Origin of the sequence: Baekduia soli (assembly GCF_007970665.1) — a bacterium.
GTDB lineage: Bacteria > Actinomycetota > Thermoleophilia > Solirubrobacterales > Solirubrobacteraceae > Baekduia > Baekduia soli.
Genome location: NZ_CP042430.1, coordinates 4,239,354 through 4,261,791 on the forward strand (window position 1 = coordinate 4,239,354; position 22,438 = coordinate 4,261,791).

Genomic DNA, 22,438 nt, shown 5'->3' on the forward strand with positions numbered 1-22,438 from the left:
ACAGAGGCCGCGATGGGTCGCGAACACGACGTCGCCCTCGCGGCGGGCCATCCCGAGCCCGACCGCCAGCGGCTCGAGGCCGCTGTAGGCGTGCAGCACGGTGCCGTTGAGCACCTCGTCGGTCCGCGCCGCGGCGAGCCCGAGCATCGCGCGGTCCAGCTCGCGCAGGTCGAGCATCTGCCGCGCGGCCTCCCGCAGGTCGAGCGTGGGCCGGTCCCCGGCGGTCTCGGTGGTGGGCGCCATGGCGCCTAGCATGCCCGAGACGCCGGGGCCGCGGGACGCGTCGCGCACCGACTCTCCTTTGTGCCAGCCGGCTGCGGCCGGGCCGACCGGTCGGAAGGCCTCCGTGCCCCCGGGATCGTCGTGCCAGGCCCGCTGACCTACCGCACGGACGGTTATCATCCCGCCGGCCATGGCCAGCGACACCGAGCAGCCGCTGCGACCCGACATCGCCGCGGCCGCCACCCGGGTCTTCAGCGAGCTGGGCTACCACGGCGCGTCGATGCAGGACGTGGCCGACGCGGTCGGCATCCGCAAGGCGAGCCTGTACCACCATGTGCGCAAGAAGGAGGACCTCCTCTTCGCGATCCACGACGGGCTCATCGACGAGCTCATCGCCGACACGCTGGCCATCGTGTCCTCCTCCCAGTCGCCGTCGGACAAGCTGCGCGACATCCTGCGGTCCACCATGCGCTTCGTGGCCCGCAACCGCGAGGGCGTCACGGTCTTCCTGCACGAGCGCGCGGCGGTCAGCGGCGAGCGCTGGGACGCCATCGTGGCCAAGCGCAACTTCTACGAGAGCATGGTGCGCGGGATCATCGCCGACGGCGTCAGCTCGGGCCGCTTCATCGACGTCTCCCCCGAGATCGCCGCGCGCGGGCTGCTCGCGATGGCCAACTGGGGCTACACGTGGTTCCGCTCCGACGGCCCGCTGAGCGCCGACGAGGTCGCCGACATCTTCGCGACGATCGCGCTGCGCGGCCTCGAGCCGCGCTGAGCGCCGCCGGCGCTCAGGCCTGCGCGGCGCGGTAGGCGCGCAGGCTGTCGACGTACTCGGCCAGCCCGTCGCGGATGTCGCCGAAGCGCGGCGCCCAGCCGAGCTGCTCGCGCGCGTTGTCGATCGACAGCCGTCCCCGGAAGCCGCCGGACTCGAAGCGGTCGGCGGGGCCGACGACGTCGGCGATCGTGATGTCGGCGCCCGGGACCAGCTCGCGCACGAGCTCGGCGACGCGGGAGGCCGACACCAGGTCGCGCCCCGTGGCGCCGAAGAACGTGCGGTCGGCGTCGGCGGGGCCGTCGAGCAGGGCCATCGTGATGCCCGCGAGGTCCTTGACATGGGTGTAGTCGCGGGCGACGGGCCCGCCGGACGCGAAGGCCACGGGCTGGCCGGCCACCGCGGCCTCGACCATGGGCCGGACGTAGATGGGGAAGTTCATGCCCAGGCCGTAGACCGCCGACGGGCGCACGATCCGCACGTCGAGCCCGAAGCACTGCACGTAGGCGTGGCAGAAGGCCTCGGCGCCGATCTTCGACGCGCCATAGAACCCGTGTTGGGTCCCTCGCCGGCGAGCAGCAGCGGGTGGGCGACGTCGATCGGCTCGTACTGCCTGGTCGGCAGCACGCCGATCGAGGAGAAGACGACCGTGCGCGCGACGTCGAACATCCGCGCGCCCTCCAGGACGTTGACCGTCCCGCCGAGGTTGACCTGCAGAGCGAGGTTGGGGCGCCGGGCCAGCACCTCCGGGCTGACGACCGCCGCGATGTGGACGATGGCCGAGGGCCGCGTGGTGCGCACGGCGTCCAGCACGGCGCTCCAGTCGTCGACGGAGGCGGTGATCATGTCCTCGGTCAGCGCGTCGGCGTCGGCCCCGAGGACGAAGCGGCGCTCGGCGGCCGGGACCGCGACGTCCAGGAGCCGGACCGGCCGGCCGGCGTCCAGGAGCATCCGCGCGAGGTGGACCCCGGTGAACCCGGATCCGCCGGTGATGAGGACGGGGCCGGCGGGGCTCACGCGCCGGCGCCGTCGCGCCGCACCTCGTCCAGCGCGCCGTGTACGAGCGCGGCATCGAGCCCGAGCTCCTCGAGCACCGCGCGGGTGTGCTCGCCCAGCGACGGGGCCGGGCGCATCGGCGCGGCCGGCGAGCTCAGCGGCAGCCGCACGCCGACGCGGTCGTCCTCGAGCTCGACGACCATCTCGCGCTCGATCGCCAGCGGGTGGGCCAGGGTGCGGTCCAGGCGGTTGACGGCCGAGTTGGGCACCCCGCCGGCGCGCAGGATCGCCTCCGCCTCCGCGTCGGACATCGTCGAGGTCCGGGCCTCGAGCAGCTCGTGCAGCTTCGTGCGGTGCTCCAGCCGCGCGGCGACGGTGGCGAAGCGCGGGTCGTCCACGAGGCCGGGCACGTCCAGCGCGCGGCAGACGCGCCCGAACAGGTCGTTGTTGCCGGCGGCGATCATGACCCAGCCCTCCGTGGTGCGGAACGCCTCGTACGGCGAGGTCGCCGCGAACGCGCTGCCGGTCTTCTGCGGCGGGCGGCCGGTGACCTTCAGGTTGAGGATCTGGTGGCTCATGAGCATGAGGCCGGAGTCGACGAGCGTCGTGTCCAGCCTTGCGCCCTCCCCGCTGTGCTCGCGGCGCGCCAGCGCGGCCATGATCCCCATCGCCCCCCACATGCCCGTGGTCACGTCGATGATCGACGCCGCCGAGCGCACGGGCTGGCCGCCGGGCTCGCCCGTGGCGTCCATGATCCCCGAGAACGCCTGGATGACCGGGTCATAACCCGGCAGCTCGCGCCCGAGGTCGCCGCGGCCGAACGCCGAGATGGAGCAGTAGACCAGGCGCGGGTTGCGCGCCGACATCGCCTCGTAGGACAGCCCGAGCTTGTCCACCTTGCCCGGGCGGAAGTTCTCGACGAAGACGTCGGCGGCGGCCACGAGCTCGGCGGCCGCGGCGCGCCCGGACGGCTGGGCGACGTCGAGCACGATGCTGCGCTTGTTGCGGTTGAACGCATGGAAGACCGTGCCGTCGCCGTGCCACAGCGGCGGGAAGTGGCGCCCGTCGTCGCCGGTTCCCGGGCGCTCGATCTTGATGACGTCGGCGCCGAGGTCGGCGAGGATCATCGTGGCCAGCGGGCCGGCGATCGTGGTCGTCATGTCGACCACGCGCAGGCCCTCGTAGGTCCGCTCGGTGTCCGTCACCGCCCGAAGCGTAGTCGCGGGGTGCTAGCGCTTGTGCCCGTCGGGCGGCGCCTGCGCGCCCCCGGGCGCACGAGCGTCCAGGTGCCCGAGAACCGCACGACGAGCCGGTCTCCGGCCTCCACGACCTGCAGCGCGACGTCCCCGCACGCCGGGCAGCGCAGCACGGCGCCCGCCCCCAGGTGGACGCGGTGCGCCGCCACGGGGGCGTGCGTCCCGCAGGACCCGCAGCCCCGCGGGACGCGGGTCATGTCGCCGCCGAAGACGTCCTCGAGCAGGCCGGCGATCGCGTTGCCGTCCAGCCACCCGGGCTCGTGCTCGCTCATCTCATCCTCCCGTGGGTCCGAAGCGCTCGGCGTGGATCGTGCCGGCCGCGTGGCCGCGGGCCACGAGCAGGTCGGCGACCCGCTCGACGAACGCGGTCGGGCCGCAGACGTAGGTACGGGGCATCGCGGCCGGGGCCGGCGCGGCCGCGTCGAGCATCGCCGCATCGACGCGGCCCCGCCGCCCGCCCCACCCGTCGGGCGCCGACCGCGTGAGCGTCGTCGTCACCGTCAGCGCCGGGTCGGCGGCCAGCTCGGCCAGCTCGGCGGCGTAGAGCACGTCGGGCGCGGTGCGCGCCGAGAGCAGCAGCCGCGCCTCGGCGCCGCTGCCGGCGGCGGCGCGGTGGCGCAGCATGGCCATGAGCGGGACCAGGCCCGAGCCGCCGGCGACGAGCAGCAGGGGGCCGCCGTCGGCCGCGGTCCAGGTGAAGTGCCCGCCGATCGGGCCGCGGAGCTCGAGGCCGTCCCCGACGGCGACCTCGCCCGCGAGGTAGGGCGAGACCTCGCCGTCGTCGATGCGCGCGACCGTCAGGGCGACGTGCGGGGCCTCGGGGCCCGAGGCGATGGAGTAGGAGCGCTGGGCCTGGTAGCCGTCGGGCGCGGTGAGCCGGACGTCGACGTGCTGGCCCGCGACGTGGCCCGGCCAGCCCGGGACGTCCAGGACGAGCGTGCGGGCATGCGGGGTCTCCTCCACGACCTCCACCACCGTCGCCACGCGCCAGGCGATGCGCGCGGGCGCCACCTCAGTCGCCCCAGTAGCGCTGCTCGTGCCAGGGGTCGCCGTGGTTGTGGTAGCCCGCCGCCTCCCAGAAGCCGGGCTCGTCCTCGGGCGTCAGCGTCAGCCCTCGCACCCACTTCGCGCTCTTCCAGAAGTACAGGTGCGGCACGAGCAGCCGCGCCGGCCCGCCGTGCTCGGCCTCCAGGGGCTCTCCCTCGAACGCCTGCACGACCCAGGCCCGGCCGTCGGTGATGTCCTCCAGCGCCAGGTTGGTGGTGTAGTCGCCGTCGGAGTACGCCGTGACGAAGTCGGCCTCGGTGGCGACGGACTCCAGCAGCGTGTCGACCGACACGCCGGTCCAGCTCGTCCCGAGCTTGCTCCACTTCGTGACGCAGTGGATGTCCACCGTGAACGTCTCGGCCGGCAGTGCGGCGAGCTCGTCCCACGTCCACGTGACGGCCTCGTCGACCGCGCCCTGGATCGTGAAGGTCCACTCCTCGGTGGGGACGCGCGGCGTCGGGCCGGCCGAGAGCACCGGGAAGTCCTCGACGACGTACTGGCCGGGCGGCACGCGCGACGGGTCGACGTCGCGCCGCGGTCGTCCGTGGAAGCCCCGCGAGATGAACGCCATGGCGGGATCGTCGCACGCGCGGTGCGCCCCGCGCCAGGCCTCCGCGCTCAGCCGTCGTCGTCGCCCTGCAGGCGGGCCGCGACCGCGCTGAGGAACCGCGCGGCGTAGGCGCCGTCCACGGCGCGGTGGTCCCAGCCCAGGACGAAGTTGACCATGGAGCGGATCGCGATCGCCTCGGCCCCGCCGGCGTCGCGGACCACGACGGGACGGCGCACGACGGCCTCCACGTCGAGGATCGCGACCTGGGGCACGTCGATGATCGGCGTCGCGGCGATCGCGCCGAACGCGCCCGGGTTGGTGATGGTGAACGTCGCGCCGCGCACCTCGTCGGGCGCCAGCTCGCGCGCCCGCGCGCGCCGCGCGAGGTCCTTGATCCGCGCGCCCAGGCCCTCGGGCGACAGGTCCTGGGCGTCGTGGATGACCGGCACGATGAGGCCGTCGTCGCCGAGGGCGACGGCGATCCCCAGGTGCACGCGCGCGTAGCGCGTGATCGTGTCGCCCTGCAGCGTCGCGTTGAGGTCGGGGAACGCGCGCAGCGTCGCGCTCGTCGCGCGGGCGATGAGCGGCAGGGCGGTCAGGCCCAGCGCCCGCCGGCGGCTCTCGACGCGCGTGAGGTCGCACTCGACGATCGTGTGGCAGGTCGCGGCGGTCTCCAGCGAGCGGCGCATGGCCGCGCCGATCGTCCGCCGCAGGCGCGACAGGGGCTCGGGGACGCCGCCGAGGTCGTCGGGCGCCGCGGGCGCCGCGGGTGGCGGGTCGGGGCGGTAGGGCGACTCGGAGTGCAGGGGGCGCTCGGCCTCGGGTGCGACCTCCAGGTGGGCCATCACGTCGCGCTTGGTGATCCGCCCGCCGCGCCCCGTGCCCCGCACGACCGACGGGTCGATGGCGTGCTCGGCGACGATCCGCGCCACGACCGGGGAGAGCCGCGGGGCGGCGTGGCCGTTGCCGTTGGCGGCGGGCCTGACGGGCGCGCTCGCGGGCGCCGGCGAGGGCGCCTGCTCCCCGCCGCCCGGGACCGCCAGGCGCGCGATGACGGTGCCGACCTCGACGGTCTCGCCCTCGGCGACGAGGAGCTCGGCGACCCGGCCCGCCGCCGGCGACGGGCACTCCGTGTCGACCTTGTCGGTCGAGACGTCGCAGATCGGGTCATCGGCGGCGACGGCGTCGCCGACCCTCACGCGCCAGCCGACGAGCGTGCCCTCGGTGATCGACGTGCCCATCGCGGGCAGCAGCACGTCGACGAGCGTCTCAGTAGGCGAGGAGCTCACGGATCGCCTCCCCGATCGCGTCCACCGACGGCAGGACGGCCTGCTCGAGCGGCGGGCTGAACGGGATGGGCACGTCGGGGGTGGCCAGGCGCCGCACGGGCGCGTCGAGGTCCTCGAAGCCGCGGTCGGCGATGAGCGAGGCCACCTGGGCGCCGGCCGCGCACGTGCGGTTGGCCTCGTCGAGGACCAGCACCTTGGACGTCCGGCGCACCGAGGCCAGGATCGCCTCCTCGTCCAGCGGCACGAGCGAGCGCAGGTCGAGCACCTCGACGGACGCGTCGATGCCGCCGGCGGCCTCCAGCGCCGCGTGGACCATCGCGCCGTAGGCGATCACCGTCGCGTCGGTCCCCTCCCGGGCCAGCCGCGCGCGCGGCTGCGTGGCGTAGGCGCCGTCGGGCACCTCGTCGCGCACGCGACGGTAGAGGTGCTTGTGCTCGAGGAACACCACCGGGTTGGGGTCGCGGATCGCGGCGGCCAGCATCCCCTTGGCGTCCTGCGGCGTGCTCGGCGCCAGGACCTTCAGCCCCGGGGCGTGCATGAACCAGGCCTCGGGGTTCTGCGAGTGGAACGGGCCGCCGGAGAACCCGCCGCCCGACGGCAGCCGCACGGTCAGCGGCACGGCGAGGCCCAGGCGGTAGTGCATCTTGGCCGCGACGTTGACGAGCTGGTCGAAGCCGCAGGCGATGAAGTCGGCGAACTGCATCTCGCACACGGGGCGCAGCCCGGCGATCGCGGCGCCCACGGCGGTGCCGATGATCCCGGCCTCGGCGATCGGGGTGTCGCGCACGCGCTCGGCGCCGAACTCCTCCAGCAGGCCGTCGGTGACCTTGAACGCGCCGCCGAACGCCCCGACGTCCTCGCCCATGACGAAGACGCGCTCGTCGCGGCGCATCTCCTCCCGCAGGCCGTCGGAGATCGCCTGCAGGTAGGTGCGCTGGGCCATCAGGCGGCGCCCGCGTAGCCGCTGTAGCGCGACGGCCCGGTCCCCAGCGGCTCGGGTTCGGCGGTGCAGAACACCCCGTCGGTGGCCGTCGCCGGGTCGGCCATCGGCGTGGCCAGGGCGGCCTGCACCGCCGCCTCGACCTCGGCGTCGACCTCGGCCGACAGCGCCACGACGTCGGCACCGCGGCCTCGCATGCGCGCGCCGAACAGGTCGATCGGGTCGCGCAGCGACCACGTGCGCACGAGCTCGGGGTCGACGTAGCGCGCGTCGTCGTGGGCGCCGTGGCCGTGCATCCGCATCGTGACGGCCTCGACGAGCGTGGGGCCCTCGCCGGCCAGCGCGCGTCGCCGGGCGTGCCACACCGCGCCGAACACGGCCTCGGGGTCGTTGCCGTCCACCGTGCACGCCTGGATGCCGTAGCCCGCCGCGCGGTGGACGGGGTCGACGGCGAACTGGCGCGCGGTGGGCGTCGAGTAGGCCATCTGGTTGTTCTCCAGGACGAAGACCACCGGAAGCTTGTCCAGCGCCGCCCAGTTCATCGCCTCGTGCCAGTCCCCGCGCGACGTGGCGCCGTCGCCGAAGAAGGTCAGCGCGCAGCGCTGCTCACCGCGCATCCGGAAGGCCATGGCCAGGCCGACGGCCACGACCATCATGTCGGGCAGCATGGAGACCATCCCGACGACCCCGCGACGGCGGTCGCCGAAGTGCACGTTGCCCTCGCGGCCCTGGCTCAGCGGGTTCCGGCGCCCCATGTAGTGGCGGAAGATGTCGGCCAGGTCGGTCCCGCGAACGAGATGGGCGCCGAGGTCGCGGATGAGCGGCGAGCACACGGCGTCGGCGCCGGCCAGCGCCCAGGTGGCCGCCACGCTGATGGCCTCCTGGCCGCGCCCGTCGTACATCGAACCGGGGATCCGGCCCTGTTTGTAGAGCTTGAGCGCGCGCTCCTCGACGGCCCGCATGGCCAGCATGTGGCGCAGCAGGCCGAGCCGGTCGGCGTCCTGGAGGAGGTCCGGTTCGCGCGCGTCGGCAAGCTCGAGGACGGCCATGGGCCAAGCCTAGGTCCGGTCCCGGTGCCCGGGTCAGGACCGCTGTCGCCCCTTGCCGACCCCCACTCGACAGATGTCGAGTCGGCTCGGGCCGTCAGGCGGGACGCGGGTGAGCTTGCGGAGCGTCGTCAGGTCGGCCGGCGGCGGGCCCTCGCCGTACAGGCCCCAGGCGGTGAAGGCGACCTCGGCCAGGTAGATGTCGCCGCGGTCGTCGACGGCGATGCCGTGCGGCGCGATGAACTGGTCGGGGGCCGTGCCGAACCGCCCCGTACCCAGCCGCGCCTGCGGCGCGCCGTCGCGGTCCAGGATGCTGATCCGCGCGCCGATGTCGGGCTGCCAGGGCAGGTTGTGGCGGAACAGCGGGCCGAGCTCGCCGACGTAGAGTTGCGGGTCCTCACCCGGCGAGAGGGCCATCGCGCACGGCCGGTGCAGGTTGTTGAACTGCGTCTCGTAGGTGCCCCGGCCGTCGAAGACCTGGATGCGGTGGTTCTCGCGGTCGGCGACGTAGACGCGGCCGTCGGCGTCGCAGCAGATGTTGTGGGGCAGCTGGAACTGGCCGGGGTCGGTGCCCGAGCGCCCCAGGAGAAGCGCAGCTCGCCGTCGGGCGAGAAGCAGTGGACCTGGGCGTTGCCGTAGCCGTCGGAGACGTAGATGTCGCCCTCGGGCGACAGCGCGGTGTGGGTGCAGCGGCAGAACGGCCGGCCGCTCATGAACGTCGCCGGCTCGCCCGGGATGCCGATGGTCATGAGGACCTCGCCGTCGGGCGTGCACTTGCGAACGGTGTGGTCGCCGTCGTCGGTGCACCACAGGATGCCGTCGGGCCCGATGTGCAGCCCGTGGGCGCGGGTGAAGATGTCCTGGCCCCAGGACTCCAGGAAGCGCCCGTCGCGGTCGAAGATCGCGATCGGCCGATCGCCGCGGCTGAACGCGTAGACGCGCTCGTCGGGCCCGACGCCGACGGCGGCGACGTCGCCGAGCACCGAGCCGTCGGGCAGCCGGGCCCACGCCGTGTCGATCTCGTAGCGGTGGGTCCCGTCGGAGAGGACGGCCTGCGTCGGTGCGGTCATGCGGGCTCCGGGTCGGGGTCGGTGGCGGCGTCGCGGTCGGCGTGCAGCTCGGCGATGAGCCCGGCGTCGCGGCGCGCGGCGCGCGCGGCCAGCGCGTCGGCGTCGCGGACGGGCAGCGTGGCCAGGCCGGGCGCCTCCGTCGCGTCGGAGAGCTCGGAGAGCAGGTTGGCGGCGACGGCGGCGAACGTGGCCGGCCCGCCGTGCTCGACGGTCTCGAAGGGTCCGGTCAGGCGCCAGCGGCGCGCGAGGCCGTCGCGGACGATCTCGTCGACGACCTCCGGCGTGGCGACGCCCTGCTCGACGACCCACAGGGCCTCACGCAGCAGCGCGAGCTGCAGCCGGTTCCACACGAACCCCGGCACGTCGCGCTGGACCTGGACCGGGCGCTTGCCGAGGTCGCGCAGCAGCGCCAGGATCCGGTCGACGACCGCGTCGTCGGTGGCGTCGGTGCGGATGACCTCGACGAGCGGCATGAGCAGCGGGGGGTTCCAGTAGTGCGTGCCGATCGTGCGCTCCGGGGCGCCGATGCCCTCGCCGATGCGCCCGATCGGGATCGAGGAGGTGTTGGAGGCGATGATCGCCGCGGGCCAGCGCCGCGCGGCGTCGCCGAGCAGCGCCACCTTCAGCGCGAGGTCCTCGGGCACGGACTCCACGACGACGCCGGCGTCGTCGTCGACCGCCCCCAGGGCGGTCTCCACGGCGATCCGCCCGCGCGCCTGCTCGATCGCCCCGGCCGGGTGCAGGCCGGTCGTGGTCGCGAGGTCCAGCGCGGCATCGGCGGCGGCCCGCCCGCGCGCGGCGTCGCGGGCGACGAACGTGACCCGGTGGCCGCCGAGGGCGTACTCGCAGCCGATCTGCGAGCCCATGCGCCCCGTGCCCAGGACGGCGACGTGCAGGCCGCTCATCGCGCGTTCCGCAGGGCCGCCAGCTCACGGGCCGCGGCGTCGCGGTAGCGGGTCACGCTGGCGACCTTGATGTCCTCGTAGCCGCGGACGAGGTCGGGCAGCGCGGCGATGCGCGCCACCTGGGCGTGGGTGGCCGGCGTCAGGCTCCCGAGCGCCTCGTCGACCAGCGCGCGGTACTCGCCGATGAGCTCGCGCTCCAGGCGGCGCACGGGGTGGTAGCCGAACGGGTCCAGCGCCGTTCCACGCAGCCGTCGCCCGGCGCGCAGCGCACGGAACAGCGGCGGCGCGCTCGCGCCGAGGCGGATCTTGCGCCGGACCCCATCGCCCGCAGCAGCGGCGGGTGCAGGAGCACCTGGGTCCGGGCCCTGGGCCCGAACGCCGAGCGCAGCCGGACCTGCTCGAACGTGTCGAGGTGCAGGCGCGCGACCTCGTACTCGTCCTTGTAGGCCATGAGCTTGTAGAGCCCCTGGGCGTAGGCCTCGGCGACCGCGGTCTCGCCGGGCGCGCCCTGGGCGGCCTCGCGCCGCGCGACGTCCATCACCGCGTCGAGGTAGGTCCGGGCGTAGGCGCGGTCCTGGTAGCCGGCCAGGTCGGAGACGCGGCGCTCCAGGAGCGTGGCCAGCGCGCCGCGGGCGCCGGCCTGCGCGACGGCGTCCACCGCCGCGCGGTCGGGCGCGGGCGCCACGGGCTCGCCGGTGCCCAGCGCGGCCGCCACGGCCCCGGGGTCGGCCACGGCGGCGCGGCCCCAGCGGAACGCGGCGAGGTTGACGTCGACGGCGGCGCCGTTCTTGCGGATGGCCTCCTCGAGCGCCTCGGCGCCGACGGGCAGGCAGCCGTGCTGATAGGCGGCGCCGAGCATGACCACGTTGGTGGGCATGTGGTCGGCGAAGAGGCGCTCGGAGATCGCCTGGGCGTCGAGGCTCGCCAGCTCCCCCGGGCGGGTCGCGGCGACGATCGCGCCCAGCGTGGCGGCCGGCGGCGGGAACGTCGCCTCCGTGTTCGTGACCATGTCGGCCGGCGGCGTCTCGTGCGTGTTGACCACGGCGACGGTGCGACCCGGGTCGGTCGTGCGAAGGGTGTCGGGCCCGGCGCTGCCGAGCAGGTCCAGCGCCAGGAGCACGTCGACCGTGCCCGCCGAGGCGCGCAGCGCGCCCTCGGGCTCGGCCGCCGCGATGCGCACGTCGGAGACCACGGGGCCGCCCTTCTGCGCCAGCCCGATCTGGTCCAGGCCCGCGCTCCAGCGCCCGTCGAGCAGCGCGGCCATCTGCAGGACCTGGGAGACCGTCACGACCCCGGTCCCGCCGACGCCGGGCATGCGCACCAGGACGTCGTCGCGGTCGTGCAACCGGCTCACGGGCTCGGGCAGGGCCACGGGCGGCGCCGGGACGGGCCCGCGGTCGGCGTGCGGGTCGGGCGTGACGAGCACGAACGAGGGGCAGTCGCCCTCCAGGCACGCGAGGTCCTGGGTGCACGAGGACTGGTGGATCTGCGTCTTGCGTCCCAGCTCGGTCTCCACGGGGAGCACCGACAGGCAGCTGGACTTCTCGCCGCAGTCGCCGCAGCCCTCGCACACGCGCTCGTTGATCCACGCGCGCTGCGTGGGCGTCGGCAGCTTGCCGCGCTTGCGCAGCCGGCGCTCCTCGGTCGCGCAGCGGTCGGTGTGGATGAGCACGGTGACGCCGGGCACCGCGGCCAGCTCGGCCTCGGCCTCCGTGCGGCGGTCGCGGTGGCGGACCTCGGCGATGGACGACAGCTCGGCCCCGGAGAAGCTGCCGGGGTCCTCCGTGGTGACGATGACGCGCGCGACGCCCTCGGCCTTGAGCCAGTGCGTGAGCGTCACGACGTCCATGCGGCCCGCGGGGCGCTGGCCGCCGGTCATCGCGACCGCGTCGTTGTAGAGCAGCTTGTAGGTCAGGTGCACGCCCGCGGCGACGGCGGCGCGGACGGCCAGCGAGCCCGAGTGGTGGAACGTCCCGTCGCCGAGGTTCTGCACGTAGTGGCCGTCGTCGGTGAACGGCGCCATGCCGTTCCACTGCGCGCCCTCGCCGCCCATCTGCGGCGCGCCGAGCAGCGTCCCGCGCGCGCCGGCGGCGTCCATCGCGATCAGCGCATGGCAGCCGATGCCCGCGCCCACGAGCTGGTCCGGCGCCGCGCGCGTGGAGAGGTTGTGCGGGCAGCCCGAGCAGAAGAACGGCTTGCGCACGAGCGGCAGCGCGGCCGCGGGCGTGAGGGCTCCGGCCTCCAGGCGCCGCAGCCGCTCGCGGGCGTGCTCGTCCAGGCGCCCGGCCCCGAGGCGCAGGCCGAGCACCCGGCTGATCTCGTCGGCGTCGACGGCCCCGCGCATCGTCACCAGCGGGCGGCCCTCGTCGTCCTGCTTGCCCAGGACGAGCGGCGCGTCGGGCCGGCGGTACAGCGCGTTGCGCAGCTGGGCCTCGATGAACGGCGTCTTGTCCTCCAGGACCACGACCTCCTCGACGCCGGCCGCGAACGCGCGGACGTCGTCGGGGTGCAGCGGCCAGGGCAGCCGCAGCTCCACGACCCGCACGCCGAGGGCGTCGAGCGCCGCCGCGTCGAGCCCGAGGTCGGCCAGCGAGCGCTGCAGCGCGCCGAACGTCGCGCCCGCGGCGACGAGGGCGATCCGCGCGCGGCCCGGCTCGGAGACGATCCGGTTCAGGCGCCGGTCGCGCCCGTAGTCGCGCGCGAGCTCGAGCCGGTGGCCCATGAGGTCGTGCTCGGCGTCGACCGAGCTCTGCCCGAGCAGCGTCGGCGGCTTGCCGCGGCTCTGGGCGGGCGGGTGCGGGATCTCCTCGGTCAGCGCGCCGAGCTCGACGGCCGCCGAGGCGTCGGCGACGTCGGCGACGATCTGCATGCCGGCCCACAGCCCGGCGTGGCGCGACATCGCGATGGCGTGCAGCCCGAGCAGCGGGATGTCCTGCACGCGCGTGGGCGCGAAGACGGGGAGCACGAGGCTCTGGGCCATCGGCAGGCACGAGCTCGGCACGGTCGAGGACTTGCACATCGGGTCGTCGCCGATGAGCGCGAGCGCCCCGCCGAGGTGGGCGGTGCCGGTGAGCTGGCCGTGGCGGATCGCGTCGGCGGCGCGGTCCAGCCCTGGGCTCTTGCCGAACCAGACGCCGACGACGCCGTCGTGGCGGCGCCCGGGCAGCTCGCCGACGAGCTGGGTCCCGACGACGGCGGTGGCCGCCAGCTCCTCGTTGACGGCCTGGCCGAACACGATGCCCTCGGGGTCGAGGTGGCGGCGGTTGCGCTCGACCTCGCGGTCCAGGCCGCCGAGCGGCGAGCCCGGGTAGCCCGTGATGTACAGGCCGGTGTCCAGCCCGCGGGCGCGGTCCAGCCGCCGCTGCTCGAGCAGCATGCGTACGAGGGCCTGCGTGCCGGTGACGAGCGCCGGGCCGGACGCGGCCGCGTAGCGATCGTCGAGGGCGATGTCGAGGAGCGCCATCCGCGGATCTTGCCCGCCCGCCGCGGCGGCGGCGAGGGGCCCGGGCGCCACGAGCGCGATTGCGCAGGATCCCGTCCCCAGCCAGGGATCCTGCGCTGGTTTCCTGCGCTGCGACGGCTCAGAGGGCCAGCTCGCCGTCGTGTCCGAGCGGACACACGAGGCTGGGACGCGGCGCGAGGAGGCTGGCGAGATGGGCCCGGCGCACGCGCGCCTGACGCGCGGTGGTGCCCCGGGCGGACGTGATGACGAGCTGCGGGCGGTGCGCCGCGTCCTCGCGGGCGGCATAGGCTGCGGCCTGAGCGGCGGTCCCCGACAGGACGAAGCTGACGTCGCCGTCGCCGGCGACCCCGCGCGTGACGTCGAGGTCGATCCACGTGCCGGCGGCCGTCGGGCCGGCGCTGGCCAGCGACGGGAGCGTGAGGCCGGGCGCCGTGCTCCAGGAGAGCCCGCGCTCCGTCCAGCGCGAGGTGACCGGGAAGACGCTGCCGCCGTCGCTGGAGGCGCGGGCGACGTAGAGGCGCAGGCGCGCGGAGGCGGGGACGCCGCGCACGCCGGCGACGTGGAAGCGCAGGTAGGACCGCAGCGTCTCCGGCGCGCCCGTGACGCCCTGGCGGACGCCGAGCGTCCGGGCCGCGCCGGCGGTCGCGCGCGGCCGCAGCGAGGAGATCGAGCCGTCGGCCACGGGGGCGAAGCGGCGCGTCGCCCCTGCGGCGCCCGCGGCGGCGACGACGATGCGCCCGTCCAGCGTGGCGACGTCGGCGCCCGCGTCGTTGCGCGCGGTCAGGCGGACCTCGTAGGTGCCGGGCCGCGTGTAGGTGAAGCGGGGGTTGCGCTGCGTCGAGTCCACGGTGCCATCGCCCTGGAAGTCCCAGGCCCACGAGGTCGCGCCGACGGAGCGGTCCGTGAAGGCGACGGTCAACGGCCCGGTGCCGCTGCGCGGCGCGGCATCGAGGTCGGCGGCCGGCGCCGCGGCCACGGTCGCGGGCGTGATGACCAGCTCGGGCGCCCCGGCGCCCGCCGTCGCGTAGGCGGCGGTGTCGGCCGAGGTCGAGGCCAGGCCGAAGCTGACGCGGCCATCGCCGGTGACCGCACGGGTCACATCGAGTTCGACCCAGCGCCGGCGCGTCGTCGCGCCCGCCGACGCCAGCGAGGCGCCGGTGATCGACGGCGCGCTCGTCCAGGAGAGCCCGGCGGGCGCCCAGCCCGTGCCCACGGCGAAGACGCTGCCGCCGTCGGTGGAGCCGTCGGTGGCCCGCAGCCGCAGGACGGCGCGCGCCGGCGCCGCGCCCAGCCCGCTGACGTCGAAGCTCACGAAGGCGCGGCGGCTGATCCCGGCCGGGCCGCGGCCCTGCCCGAGGCGCAGGACGGCGGTCGACGCCGCGCCGCGGGAGGCGACGGAGGCGTGGGCGACGGCCGTGAACGTCTGCCGCGAGCGCACGCCGCTCGTCGCGGTGGCGGGGCCGGCCACGGGGCCGGCGGGCCCGGGCAGCTCGGGGCCGGGTGCGGGCGCCGGAGCCGGCGCGGGCGCCGGGCCCGCGGCCGGGGGCGGCGTCGTCGTGCCGCTGCCGCCCGTGCCCGGGTCGCCGGTGCCGGTGCCCGGGTCGCCGGTGCCCGTGCCCGTGCCCGTGCCGCCGGCGACCACGTCGACGACGAGCGTGTTGGAGGCCGAGCCCTGCGGCGTCCTGGCGTTCTTGACGGTCAGCCCCACGGTGTAGTGGCCCGGCGCGGTGAAGCGGTGCGAGGGGTGCGCGGCGCCCGAGGTGCCACCGTCGCCGAACGTCCACGCGAAGCTCGTGGGCGGCCCGGTCCAGCTCGAGGCGAAGTCCACCGTGTCGCCGGCGGCGATCACCGTGGGCGTCAGCGCGGTGATCGTCGCGGTGGCCGCGACGGTGGCCGCCGGGGCGATCGGGGCCGGGCTGCCCGGCGCCTGGACGGCGGCGCCAGTGCCGAGCAGCACCCAGGAGGCGACAGACGGCACGCCGCCGGCGTCGACGACCACGAGCATGTACCAGCCCGGGACCGCGCGGTAGGGGCTCGACGGGGTCGTGGCCGTGACCGTCGCGCCGGACTGCGTGAAGTCCAGCGGGACGTAGCGCTGGTCCATGTCGATGGCGTGCGTGACGCCTGACGGGCGCAGGAGCGCGACCTTGACGACCGTCGTGGTGGCGTCGCCGAGCGTGATCGGCAGCGCCGCGCCGTAGCCGCTCCGGGCGGGCGCGGAGGCGATGGCCGGCCGCGGGCCCTTGAAGAGGTAGGGCGGCCCGTAGACCTCGGCGGTGGTCTGCAGGCTCGTCGAGGTCGGCGCGTCCTCGGTGGCGCCGGCCGCGGTGACCTGGCCGCCGGCGGAGACCACGCGGCCGTCGGGCAGCGTCAGCGCCGTGGAGTGGTACATGCGCGGATCGGTGAGCGGGGCGGCGTCGGTCCAGCGCTCGGTCGCCGGGTCCCAGATCTCGGAGGTCCGCACCGCATAGGCGGGGTTGTTGCCGACGGTCGTGCCCCCGACGGCGAGCACCGTGCCGTCCAACAGCAGCGGCGTGTTCATCCGCCGGCGCGCGTGGTTCATCGGCGCCGTGAGCCGCCACTGGGCCTTCGTGGGGTCGGCGACGTTGGTGTCGATGACCGCGGTGTGGTCCTGGGCGGGGTCGCCGCCGCCGGTGCGCAGGATCTTGCCCGGCGCGTACATGACCCCGGACTCCGAGTAGGAGTCGGTGCTGAACGGGGCCGAGCGGCCCGCCGCCCACGTGCCCGACGCGCCCGCCGCGCCGGGCGTGAAGAACTGCGTCTGGTAGCGCGTGCCGGCCTCGAAGACGCTGCCGCCGGGCAGCTGGTACATGAAGGGGTACAGGTACTGCTGGGTGACGGGCTGCGCCGCGTCGGTCCACGTGTCGGTCGACGGGTCGTAGATCTCGGGCGTGGTCACCCGCACGTAGCCGCCGGTGCCGTCGGGCTGGTCGCCGGAGGACACCATGACGCGGCCGTCGGCCAGCACCGTCAGCGTCGGGTACCAGCGCGCGAAGTGCATGTCGCGCCCGCGCGTCCAGGTCTCGGTGACCGGGTCGAAGATCGCGGTGACCGGGATCCCGATGTGCGTGTCGACGTTCTGGCCGCCGACGACCAGGACGCGGCCGTCGGCCAGCGTGACCTGCGCGGCGCAGTGCAGGTCGCCGGCCGGGAACGGCACGGGCCGCATGTTCGCCCCCGTCGGGTCGGCGACCGGGTCCCACAGGTGCGGGTCGGCGTTGGCCTGCGAGGCCCAGACGAGCACCTCGCCCGTCTGGAGCAGGATCATGTGCTTGGCCTGCAGCGGCCACTGCAGCACGCTGCCCCAGCGCCCGACCTGGGCGGGTGTCGCGGGGTCGGCCGCCGCAAGGGCGGGCACGGCGACCGCGAGCGCCAGGCCGGCGATCAGGGCACCGATCCATCGACTCGTGACGGTCATCGGTCATCCATGACGGTGAGCCGTGCACCGTATGGGACGCCGGGCCCCGGGGACCTGTCCGATCGGGGGGAGCGCGCTGCGCCCGGACGACGCGCGCGGGCGCCTCAGGCGGCCATCGCGGGGTCGATCACGGCCTTGACGTCGCGCATCTCCTTCGAGGAGCGCATCGCGGCCGACAGGTGCTCGAGCGGGTAACGGCGGCCGAGCATCCGGTCCCAGTCGAAGCGGTCGCGGAACGCGCTGAGGAAGCGCATGGCCTTCCAGTAGGCGTCGGTGTCGCCGCCCATCGAGCCCAGGACCTGCACCGCGCGCGTCGTGACCCGCGGGACGTTGATCGGCTGGGGCTCGCCGGTGATGGTGCCCACGACGACGTAGCGGCCCTTGGGGGCCATCATCTGGACGCCCTCGCCGGCGGCGCCGCGCGCGCCCGCGACCTCGAGCACGACGCTGGGCCCGCGCGAGCCCGTGATCCGCAGCACCTCGTCCAGCCGCGCCGGGGCGTCGGGGTACTCCTGGACGGAGATCGTGTGCGTGGCGCCCCACTCGCGGGCGAGCTCGAGGCGGTCGTCGGGCGCCCCGACGACGATGAGGTGGCGCGGCGAGTGCGTGCTGAGCATCGCGGTGGCGAACAGGCCGAGCGGGCCCGAGCCCTGCACGACGACGGAGTCCAGGTAGTCGACCGGCATCGCCTTCTCGATCGCCTTGATCACCGTGCGCAGCGCGCAGCTGCCCGCCGAGGCCCAGTCGCTCTGGACGTCGTCGGGCACGCGGATGCGCCCCGAGCGCGCCCACACGTACCCGTAGTCGGCGAAGCCGCCTGTGAAGTGGGGCGGCTTGGAGCAGTCCTCCAGGAAGCCCAGGCGCCGGTTCGTGCACAGCGTCGTCTCCCCCATGATCGTGCAGGAGTAGCAGCGCAGGCACGGCTCGTGGGTCCAGATGACGCGGTCGCCCTCGCGCAGCGGCTCGCCCACGGAGTCGAAGGCGGCGCCGTCGCCGAGCTTGGCGACGCGGCCGACCATCTCGTGGCCGAGGATGAGCGGGAGGTGGACGGGGATCACGCCCTCCAGCGCGCCCTCCCAGACGTGGACGTCGCTGCCGCACACCGTCGCGGTGTCGATCTCGACGACGATCGCGCCGGGCTCGGGCTCGGGGACCTCGAACTCCTGAAGCGTGAAGTCGGCGTTGTACTCGGTCAGGACGGCGGCGCGGCCGGTCTGCTGGGCCATGGTCAACCTCGATGGATCGTGATCGTGGGGACGGCGGGGACGGGACGGGCCCCGAGGGTCATGCGAGCCCGAGCCGCGGGCGCACCCAGGCGGCCAGGCGCGCGATCGCGTCGTCGGCCTCGGGCGCGGCGCCCGCGAGGAGCTGGAAGACGTGCTGCATGTCGGCGTAGACGTCGAGGCGGACCTCGACGCCGGCCTCCTGGGCGCGGCGCGCCAGGGTGCGGGCGTCGGCGACGAAGTTCTCGCAGCCGCCGACCTGGATGTACATGGGCGGGAAGCCGTGCAGGTCGGCGTAGATCGGCGCCGCCAGCGGGTCCCGCGGGTCGCCGGCGGGACCGAGGAAGACCTCCGCGGAGGAGATCACGACGTCGCGCGTGCCGATGAGGTCGCGGTCGTTGGTCTCGTGGATCGGGTCCAGCGCCTCGAGCTCGATCCACGGCGACAGCGGCAGGATCGCCGCCGGCATAGGCAGGCCGAGCTCGCGGGCGCGCAGCAGGGGCGAGAGGCACAGGGCGCCCCCGGCGGAGTCGCCGGTCAGCGCGATCCGGCCGGCCGCGATCGCCTGGTCCTCCAGCAGCCAGCGGTAGACGGCGACGAGGTCCTCGACCTGCGCGGGGTGCACGTGCTCGGGCGCCAGGCGGTAGTCGACCAGCAGCGCGCGGCAGCCGACCGCCCGGGCCAGGTGGGCGTAGAGCTTGCGGTGGCTGTAGATCGAGCCGCACGCGTAGCCGCCGCCGTGGCTGCACACCAGCACGCGGTCCAGGGCGGCGCCCTCGGGCACGGCCCACAGGGCGGGCACCCCGCCGGCGTCGACGTGGACGTAGTCGACGCGCTCGGGGTCGCGCCCGAAGTCGCCCCAGCGCGAGAACCCGTCGCGCAGCTGCTCGATCGTGGTGGCCGGGTCGGCCCCCAGCGCGCTGATGCCGCGGTAGAAGTCGTCGAACTCGCGCACCGCGGGCGACGCGGCGTCCACGGCCGGGACGACGGACTCCGGCGAGGCCGGCTGGACCGGCGGGGACATGGGGACGGCTCCTCCTGGAATCGAACAGACCGGACAGTCGGTCGAGCGGTATCGTACAGGCGGTTGATGGCCGCGGCCCGCAAGACACCGTCCCGGACCGCCGTCGCGCCGGCCGCGCAGAACGGCGCCGGTGCGCGCCCGCGCTTCGACGAGCGGCGCCTGGCCGTCGTCGACGCCGCCGCCCACGTCTTCGCCGTACGCGGCTACGAGCGCACGACGATCGACGACATCGTGCAGGCCACGGGCCTGACACGCGGCGGCCTGTACCACTACATCTCGGGAAAGAAGGACCTCCTCGTCGCCAGCCACGAGCGCTACCTGCGCCCGCTGCTGGAGACCTGTGAGGAGATCGGCGCCCGCGGCGACGCGCCCGGCGAGGAGCTCCGGGCGCTCGTCCGGGAGATGATGCGCCTGCACGCGGCGTTTCCCGACCACGTCGCCGTCTTCCTCAACGAGTGGCGCTCGATCCACGAGGAGCCCGAGTGGGCGCAGCTGCGCCGCGATCGCCGTGCGTTCGAGCGCATCGTGCACCGCGTCCTGGAGCGCGGCAGCGCCGAGGGCGACTTCGTCGTCGACGACGTCCGGCTCACGCTCCTCGCGCTCATGGGCATGGTCAACTACTCGTACCAGTGGCTCGATCCCAAGGGCCGCGTCGATGTCGACGACATCGCCGACCGCTTCTGCGACATCTTCCTCCTCGGCATCCAGTCCGGGCGCGACGGCCGATGAGCCCTTGCCCCCGCAACCACGCGAAAGGTGGGACCCATGATCGACGTCGTCGGTGACCGCACCCTCAACGACCTGCTCGACGAGCGCGTCGCACTCGGGCCGGACCATCAGCTGCTCGTCTTCGAGGACGCCGAGGGCGCCGTGAGCGAGCTGACCTACGGCGGCTTCCAGGACCTGGTCCTGCGCGCCGCCCGCGGCCTGCAGGAGCTCGGCGTCGGCCACGGCGACCGCGTCGCGGTCCAGCTGCGCAACTCGCCCGAGATCCTGGTGATCTGGTTCGCGCTGGCGCGGCTGGGGGCGATCTTCGCGCCGTCCAACGTCGCCAACACCACGCCCGAGCTCGAGCACATCCTGCGCAAGGCGCGCGTCTCGCTGCTCATCGTCGAGCCCGACTACCGGGCGATCGCCGAGGGCGCGATCGCGGCCGCCGGCGGCGACGTCACGCTCGTGATCGCGCGCGGCCCCGGCGGCGACGCCGTCACGTTCTCCGACCTGCTGGAGCGCGAGCCGCTCACCGACGCGCCCGACGTCGGCGCCATGGACGTCTGCGAGCTCATCTTCACCTCGGGCACCACGTCCAAGCCCAAGGCCGTGATGCTGACCCACGCCCACTGCGTGCGCTCGGGCGAGGACGCCGTGCGCTGCATCGGGCTGCACGACGGCGACCGCTGCATGACGTCGCTGCCGCTTTTTCACTGCAACGCCCAGGCGATGACGGCGCTGGCGGCGATGACGGTCTACGGCACGATCATCCTGCTCGAGGTCTTCTCCGCGACGAAGTACTGGTCGCAGCTGCGTCGCCACGGCGCCACGGAGACCGCGTTGGTGGCCATGCAGCTGCGCACGCTCAACGCCCAGCCCGTCGACCCCGACGAGCGCGACCACCGGCTGCACCGCGTCTTCTACTCGCTCAACGTGCCCGACGAGGAGCGCCTGTCCTTCGAGGACCGCTTCGGCGTGACGCTCATCAACGGCTACGGCCAGAGCGAGGCCATGGTCATGATCACGTCGGCCCCACTGGTCGGCGACCGCCGCTGGCCCTCGATCGGCCTGCCCATCGCCGGGCGCAACGTCCACATCCTCGACGAGGAGGGCAACCCCGTCCCCCGGGGCGAGGTCGGCGAGATCTGCGTCGAGGGCACGCCGGGGCGCGACGTGTTCCTGGGCTACTTCGACGACCCCGACGCCACCGCCCAGACGTTCCGCGACGGCCTGCTGCACACCGGCGACAACGCGATGGTCGACGACAAGGGCTTCTTCTACTTCTTCGACCGCAAGAAGGACATGATCAAGCGGGCGGGCGAGAACGTCTCGGCCATGGAGGTCGAGTCGGCCCTCATCGCCCACCCCGAGGTCGCCACCGCGGCGGTCATCGGCGTGCCCGACCCGATCCGCGACGAGGAGGTCGTCGCCGTCGTCGTGGCCGAGCACGCCGGCGCGGTGACCGCCGAGGAGCTGCGCGAGCACTGCGCGCAGCGCCTGGCCCGCTTCAAGGTCCCCACCACGATCCAGTTCGTCGACGAGCTTCCGCTGACCTCGGTCGGCAAGGTCCGCAAGGACGCCCTCCGCAAGGAGTGGACCGATGCCGCGCAGGCGCGCGCCACCACGTCCTGACCCGCAACCACCACGAGAGAGCCCACATGCCCGAGACCCCTGACCACATCATCGACCTGAGCGGCGACGTCGCGCTCGTGACCGGCGCCGGCTCCGGCATCGCGCGGGCCACCGCGCTCATGCTCGGCGCTGCGGGCGCGGCAGTGCTGGCCGCCGACATCGCCGGCGACGCCGCCGAGGCCACGGCCGAGGCGATCACGGCGGCCGGCGGCACGGCGTCCGCGGTGAGCTGCGACGTCACCGACGACGCCGGCGTCGAGGCGATGGTCGCCGCGGCGCGCACCCTGGGCAGCCTGGGCATCGTCGTCAACGCCGCGGGCATCGCCATCCGCAAGGGCCTGCTGGACACGACGCGCGAGGACTGGGACAAGGTCATCGCCACCAACCTGACGGGCTACTTCAACGTGCTGCGCGCGACGGTCCCCGACCTGGAGGCCTCCGGCAACGGGCGCATCGTGCAGATCGCCTCGGTCTCGGCCCACCTGGGCTACGGCTACCCGTCCTACACGGCGTCCAAGGGCGGCGTGCTGGCCATGAGCCGCCAGCTCGCGGCCGAGCTCGCGCCGAAGGGCATCCGCATCAACTCGGTCAGCCCCGGCGTCATCGAGACGGGGATCAACCGCGGCACGCTGGGCACGGAGGCGATCCGCGGCGCCACGATCGGGATCACGCCCCTGGGCCGCCTCGGCCAGCCCGAGGACATCGCGCGGACGGTCCTGTACCTCGTCAGCCCGCTGGGCGCGTTCGTGACGGGGACCGACCTCGTCACCGACGGGGGGATGATCAGCACGATCCACTGGGGCGCGGCCGGCGACCTCCTGCAGACCTTCGACCAGCGCCGCTGAGAGGCCGC

The 22,438-nt window shown here is 74.8% G+C and carries 18 protein-coding genes and 2 pseudogenes; 5 read left to right on the top strand and 15 right to left on the bottom strand.

Annotated elements, in window-relative coordinates; genetic code table 11:
• Nucleotides 1-12 precede the first annotated feature (12 nt).
• Both FSW04_RS26400 and FSW04_RS20525 read left to right on the top strand, forming a co-directional pair.
• Complete coding sequence (locus tag FSW04_RS26400) at nt 13-252, top strand: hypothetical protein (RefSeq protein ID WP_187368955.1); 240 nt, start codon at nt 13-15, stop codon at nt 250-252.
• A 160-nt stretch (nt 253-412) separates the two neighbouring features.
• Nucleotides 413-997 carry a TetR/AcrR family transcriptional regulator gene (locus FSW04_RS20525; protein ID WP_146922090.1) on the top strand — a complete coding sequence of 195 codons (585 nt, stop codon included), beginning with the start codon at nt 413-415 and terminating at the stop codon, nt 995-997.
• A gap of 13 nt (nt 998-1,010) precedes the next feature.
• Here the strand turns inward: FSW04_RS20525 and FSW04_RS28000 are convergent, their stop codons facing one another.
• The 15 genes and pseudogenes from FSW04_RS28000 to FSW04_RS20600 form a co-directional block, all read right to left on the bottom strand.
• The gene (locus tag FSW04_RS28000; RefSeq protein WP_267128258.1) at nt 1,011-1,496 is read right to left on the bottom strand and encodes an NAD-dependent epimerase/dehydratase family protein; all 486 of its coding nucleotides are present in this window, start codon (nt 1,494-1,496) and stop codon (nt 1,011-1,013) included.
• On the bottom strand, nt 1,433-2,011 hold the full coding sequence (locus tag FSW04_RS28005) for an NAD-dependent epimerase/dehydratase family protein (RefSeq protein ID WP_146922091.1): 579 nt from the start codon (nt 2,009-2,011) through the stop codon (nt 1,433-1,435). The genes FSW04_RS28000 and FSW04_RS28005 overlap by 64 nt, the downstream gene beginning before the upstream one ends.
• Nucleotides 2,008-3,195 (bottom strand): CaiB/BaiF CoA transferase family protein, encoded by a 1,188-nt coding sequence (locus FSW04_RS20540; RefSeq protein WP_228430609.1) that lies wholly within the window; start codon nt 3,193-3,195, stop codon nt 2,008-2,010. The genes FSW04_RS28005 and FSW04_RS20540 overlap by 4 nt, the downstream gene beginning before the upstream one ends.
• A complete protein-coding gene (locus tag FSW04_RS20545; protein ID WP_187368956.1) occupies nt 3,192-3,518 on the bottom strand; it encodes a DUF6510 family protein in 327 nt (108 codons plus the stop codon). The genes FSW04_RS20540 and FSW04_RS20545 overlap by 4 nt, the downstream gene beginning before the upstream one ends.
• Nucleotide 3,519: 1 nt before the next feature.
• Complete coding sequence (locus FSW04_RS20550) at nt 3,520-4,257, bottom strand: ferredoxin reductase (protein ID WP_146922092.1); 738 nt, start codon at nt 4,255-4,257, stop codon at nt 3,520-3,522.
• A gap of 1 nt (nt 4,258) precedes the next feature.
• Nucleotides 4,259-4,864, bottom strand: coding sequence for a sulfite oxidase-like oxidoreductase (locus FSW04_RS20555; RefSeq protein WP_146922093.1), 606 nt, complete (start codon nt 4,862-4,864; stop codon nt 4,259-4,261).
• 47 nt (nt 4,865-4,911) lie between these two features.
• Nucleotides 4,912-6,132 carry a dihydrolipoamide acetyltransferase family protein gene (locus tag FSW04_RS20560; protein WP_146922094.1) on the bottom strand — a complete coding sequence of 407 codons (1,221 nt, stop codon included), beginning with the start codon at nt 6,130-6,132 and terminating at the stop codon, nt 4,912-4,914.
• The gene (locus tag FSW04_RS20565) at nt 6,113-7,075 is read right to left on the bottom strand and encodes an alpha-ketoacid dehydrogenase subunit beta (protein ID WP_146922095.1); all 963 of its coding nucleotides are present in this window, start codon (nt 7,073-7,075) and stop codon (nt 6,113-6,115) included. The genes FSW04_RS20560 and FSW04_RS20565 overlap by 20 nt, the downstream gene beginning before the upstream one ends.
• Nucleotides 7,075-8,121 (bottom strand): thiamine pyrophosphate-dependent dehydrogenase E1 component subunit alpha, encoded by a 1,047-nt coding sequence (locus tag FSW04_RS20570; protein WP_146922096.1) that lies wholly within the window; start codon nt 8,119-8,121, stop codon nt 7,075-7,077. The genes FSW04_RS20565 and FSW04_RS20570 overlap by 1 nt, the downstream gene beginning before the upstream one ends.
• Nucleotides 8,122-8,154: 33 nt before the next feature.
• Nucleotides 8,155-9,188: pseudogene (locus FSW04_RS28715) on the bottom strand (peptidyl-alpha-hydroxyglycine alpha-amidating lyase family protein).
• Nucleotides 9,185-10,093, bottom strand: coding sequence for a 3-hydroxyacyl-CoA dehydrogenase family protein (locus FSW04_RS20580; protein WP_146922097.1), 909 nt, complete (start codon nt 10,091-10,093; stop codon nt 9,185-9,187). The pseudogene FSW04_RS28715 and the gene FSW04_RS20580 overlap by 4 nt, the downstream one beginning before the upstream one ends.
• Nucleotides 10,090-13,556: pseudogene (locus tag FSW04_RS20585) on the bottom strand (indolepyruvate ferredoxin oxidoreductase family protein). The gene FSW04_RS20580 and the pseudogene FSW04_RS20585 overlap by 4 nt, the downstream one beginning before the upstream one ends.
• 118 nt (nt 13,557-13,674) lie before the next feature.
• On the bottom strand, nt 13,675-16,995 hold the full coding sequence (locus tag FSW04_RS20590; RefSeq protein WP_146922098.1) for a CBM96 family carbohydrate-binding protein: 3,321 nt from the start codon (nt 16,993-16,995) through the stop codon (nt 13,675-13,677).
• A gap of 104 nt (nt 16,996-17,099) precedes the next feature.
• Nucleotides 17,100-18,221, bottom strand: coding sequence for a zinc-binding dehydrogenase (locus FSW04_RS20595; RefSeq protein ID WP_146922099.1), 1,122 nt, complete (start codon nt 18,219-18,221; stop codon nt 17,100-17,102).
• 58 nt (nt 18,222-18,279) lie between these two features.
• Complete coding sequence (locus FSW04_RS20600) at nt 18,280-19,242, bottom strand: alpha/beta hydrolase (protein WP_146922100.1); 963 nt, start codon at nt 19,240-19,242, stop codon at nt 18,280-18,282.
• 66 nt (nt 19,243-19,308) lie between these two features.
• Here FSW04_RS20600 and FSW04_RS20605 point away from each other — a divergent pair, with 66 nt between their 5' ends.
• Genes FSW04_RS20605 through FSW04_RS20615 form a run of 3 tightly spaced genes read left to right on the top strand, consistent with a single transcriptional unit; the run spans nt 19,309 to nt 22,430 of the window.
• Entirely contained in the window at nt 19,309-19,971 is a 663-nt protein-coding gene (locus FSW04_RS20605; RefSeq protein ID WP_146922101.1) for a TetR/AcrR family transcriptional regulator, read from the top strand.
• Between the two features lie 36 nt (nt 19,972-20,007).
• A complete protein-coding gene (locus FSW04_RS20610) occupies nt 20,008-21,585 on the top strand; it encodes an AMP-binding protein (protein ID WP_146922102.1) in 1,578 nt (525 codons plus the stop codon).
• A 26-nt stretch (nt 21,586-21,611) separates the two neighbouring features.
• Nucleotides 21,612-22,430: an SDR family NAD(P)-dependent oxidoreductase gene (locus FSW04_RS20615; protein ID WP_146922103.1), complete on the top strand. Its 819-nt coding sequence runs from the start codon at nt 21,612-21,614 to the stop codon at nt 22,428-22,430.
• Nucleotides 22,431-22,438: the final 8 nt, after the last annotated feature.

Excerpts from the sequence above, each read along its gene's own strand:
- FSW04_RS26400 (WP_187368955.1), top strand. The coding sequence starts at position 13 with ATGGGTCGCGAACACGACGTCGCCCTCGCGGCGGGCCATCCCGAGCCC.
- FSW04_RS20525 (WP_146922090.1), top strand. The coding sequence starts at position 413 with ATGGCCAGCGACACCGAGCAGCCGCTGCGACCCGACATCGCCGCGGCC.
- FSW04_RS20545 (WP_187368956.1), bottom strand. The coding sequence starts at position 3,518 with ATGAGCGAGCACGAGCCCGGGTGGCTGGACGGCAACGCGATCGCCGGC.
- FSW04_RS20555 (WP_146922093.1), bottom strand. The coding sequence starts at position 4,864 with ATGGCGTTCATCTCGCGGGGCTTCCACGGACGACCGCGGCGCGACGTC.
- FSW04_RS20565 (WP_146922095.1), bottom strand. The coding sequence starts at position 7,075 with ATGGCCCAGCGCACCTACCTGCAGGCGATCTCCGACGGCCTGCGGGAG.
- FSW04_RS20570 (WP_146922096.1), bottom strand. The coding sequence starts at position 8,121 with ATGGCCGTCCTCGAGCTTGCCGACGCGCGCGAACCGGACCTCCTCCAG.
- FSW04_RS20580 (WP_146922097.1), bottom strand. The coding sequence starts at position 10,093 with ATGAGCGGCCTGCACGTCGCCGTCCTGGGCACGGGGCGCATGGGCTCG.
- FSW04_RS20590 (WP_146922098.1), bottom strand. The coding sequence starts at position 16,995 with ATGACCGTCACGAGTCGATGGATCGGTGCCCTGATCGCCGGCCTGGCG.
- FSW04_RS20595 (WP_146922099.1), bottom strand. The coding sequence starts at position 18,221 with ATGGCCCAGCAGACCGGCCGCGCCGCCGTCCTGACCGAGTACAACGCC.
- FSW04_RS20600 (WP_146922100.1), bottom strand. The coding sequence starts at position 19,242 with ATGTCCCCGCCGGTCCAGCCGGCCTCGCCGGAGTCCGTCGTCCCGGCC.
- FSW04_RS20605 (WP_146922101.1), top strand. The coding sequence starts at position 19,309 with ATGGCCGCGGCCCGCAAGACACCGTCCCGGACCGCCGTCGCGCCGGCC.
- FSW04_RS20610 (WP_146922102.1), top strand. The coding sequence starts at position 20,008 with ATGATCGACGTCGTCGGTGACCGCACCCTCAACGACCTGCTCGACGAG.
- FSW04_RS20615 (WP_146922103.1), top strand. The coding sequence starts at position 21,612 with ATGCCCGAGACCCCTGACCACATCATCGACCTGAGCGGCGACGTCGCG.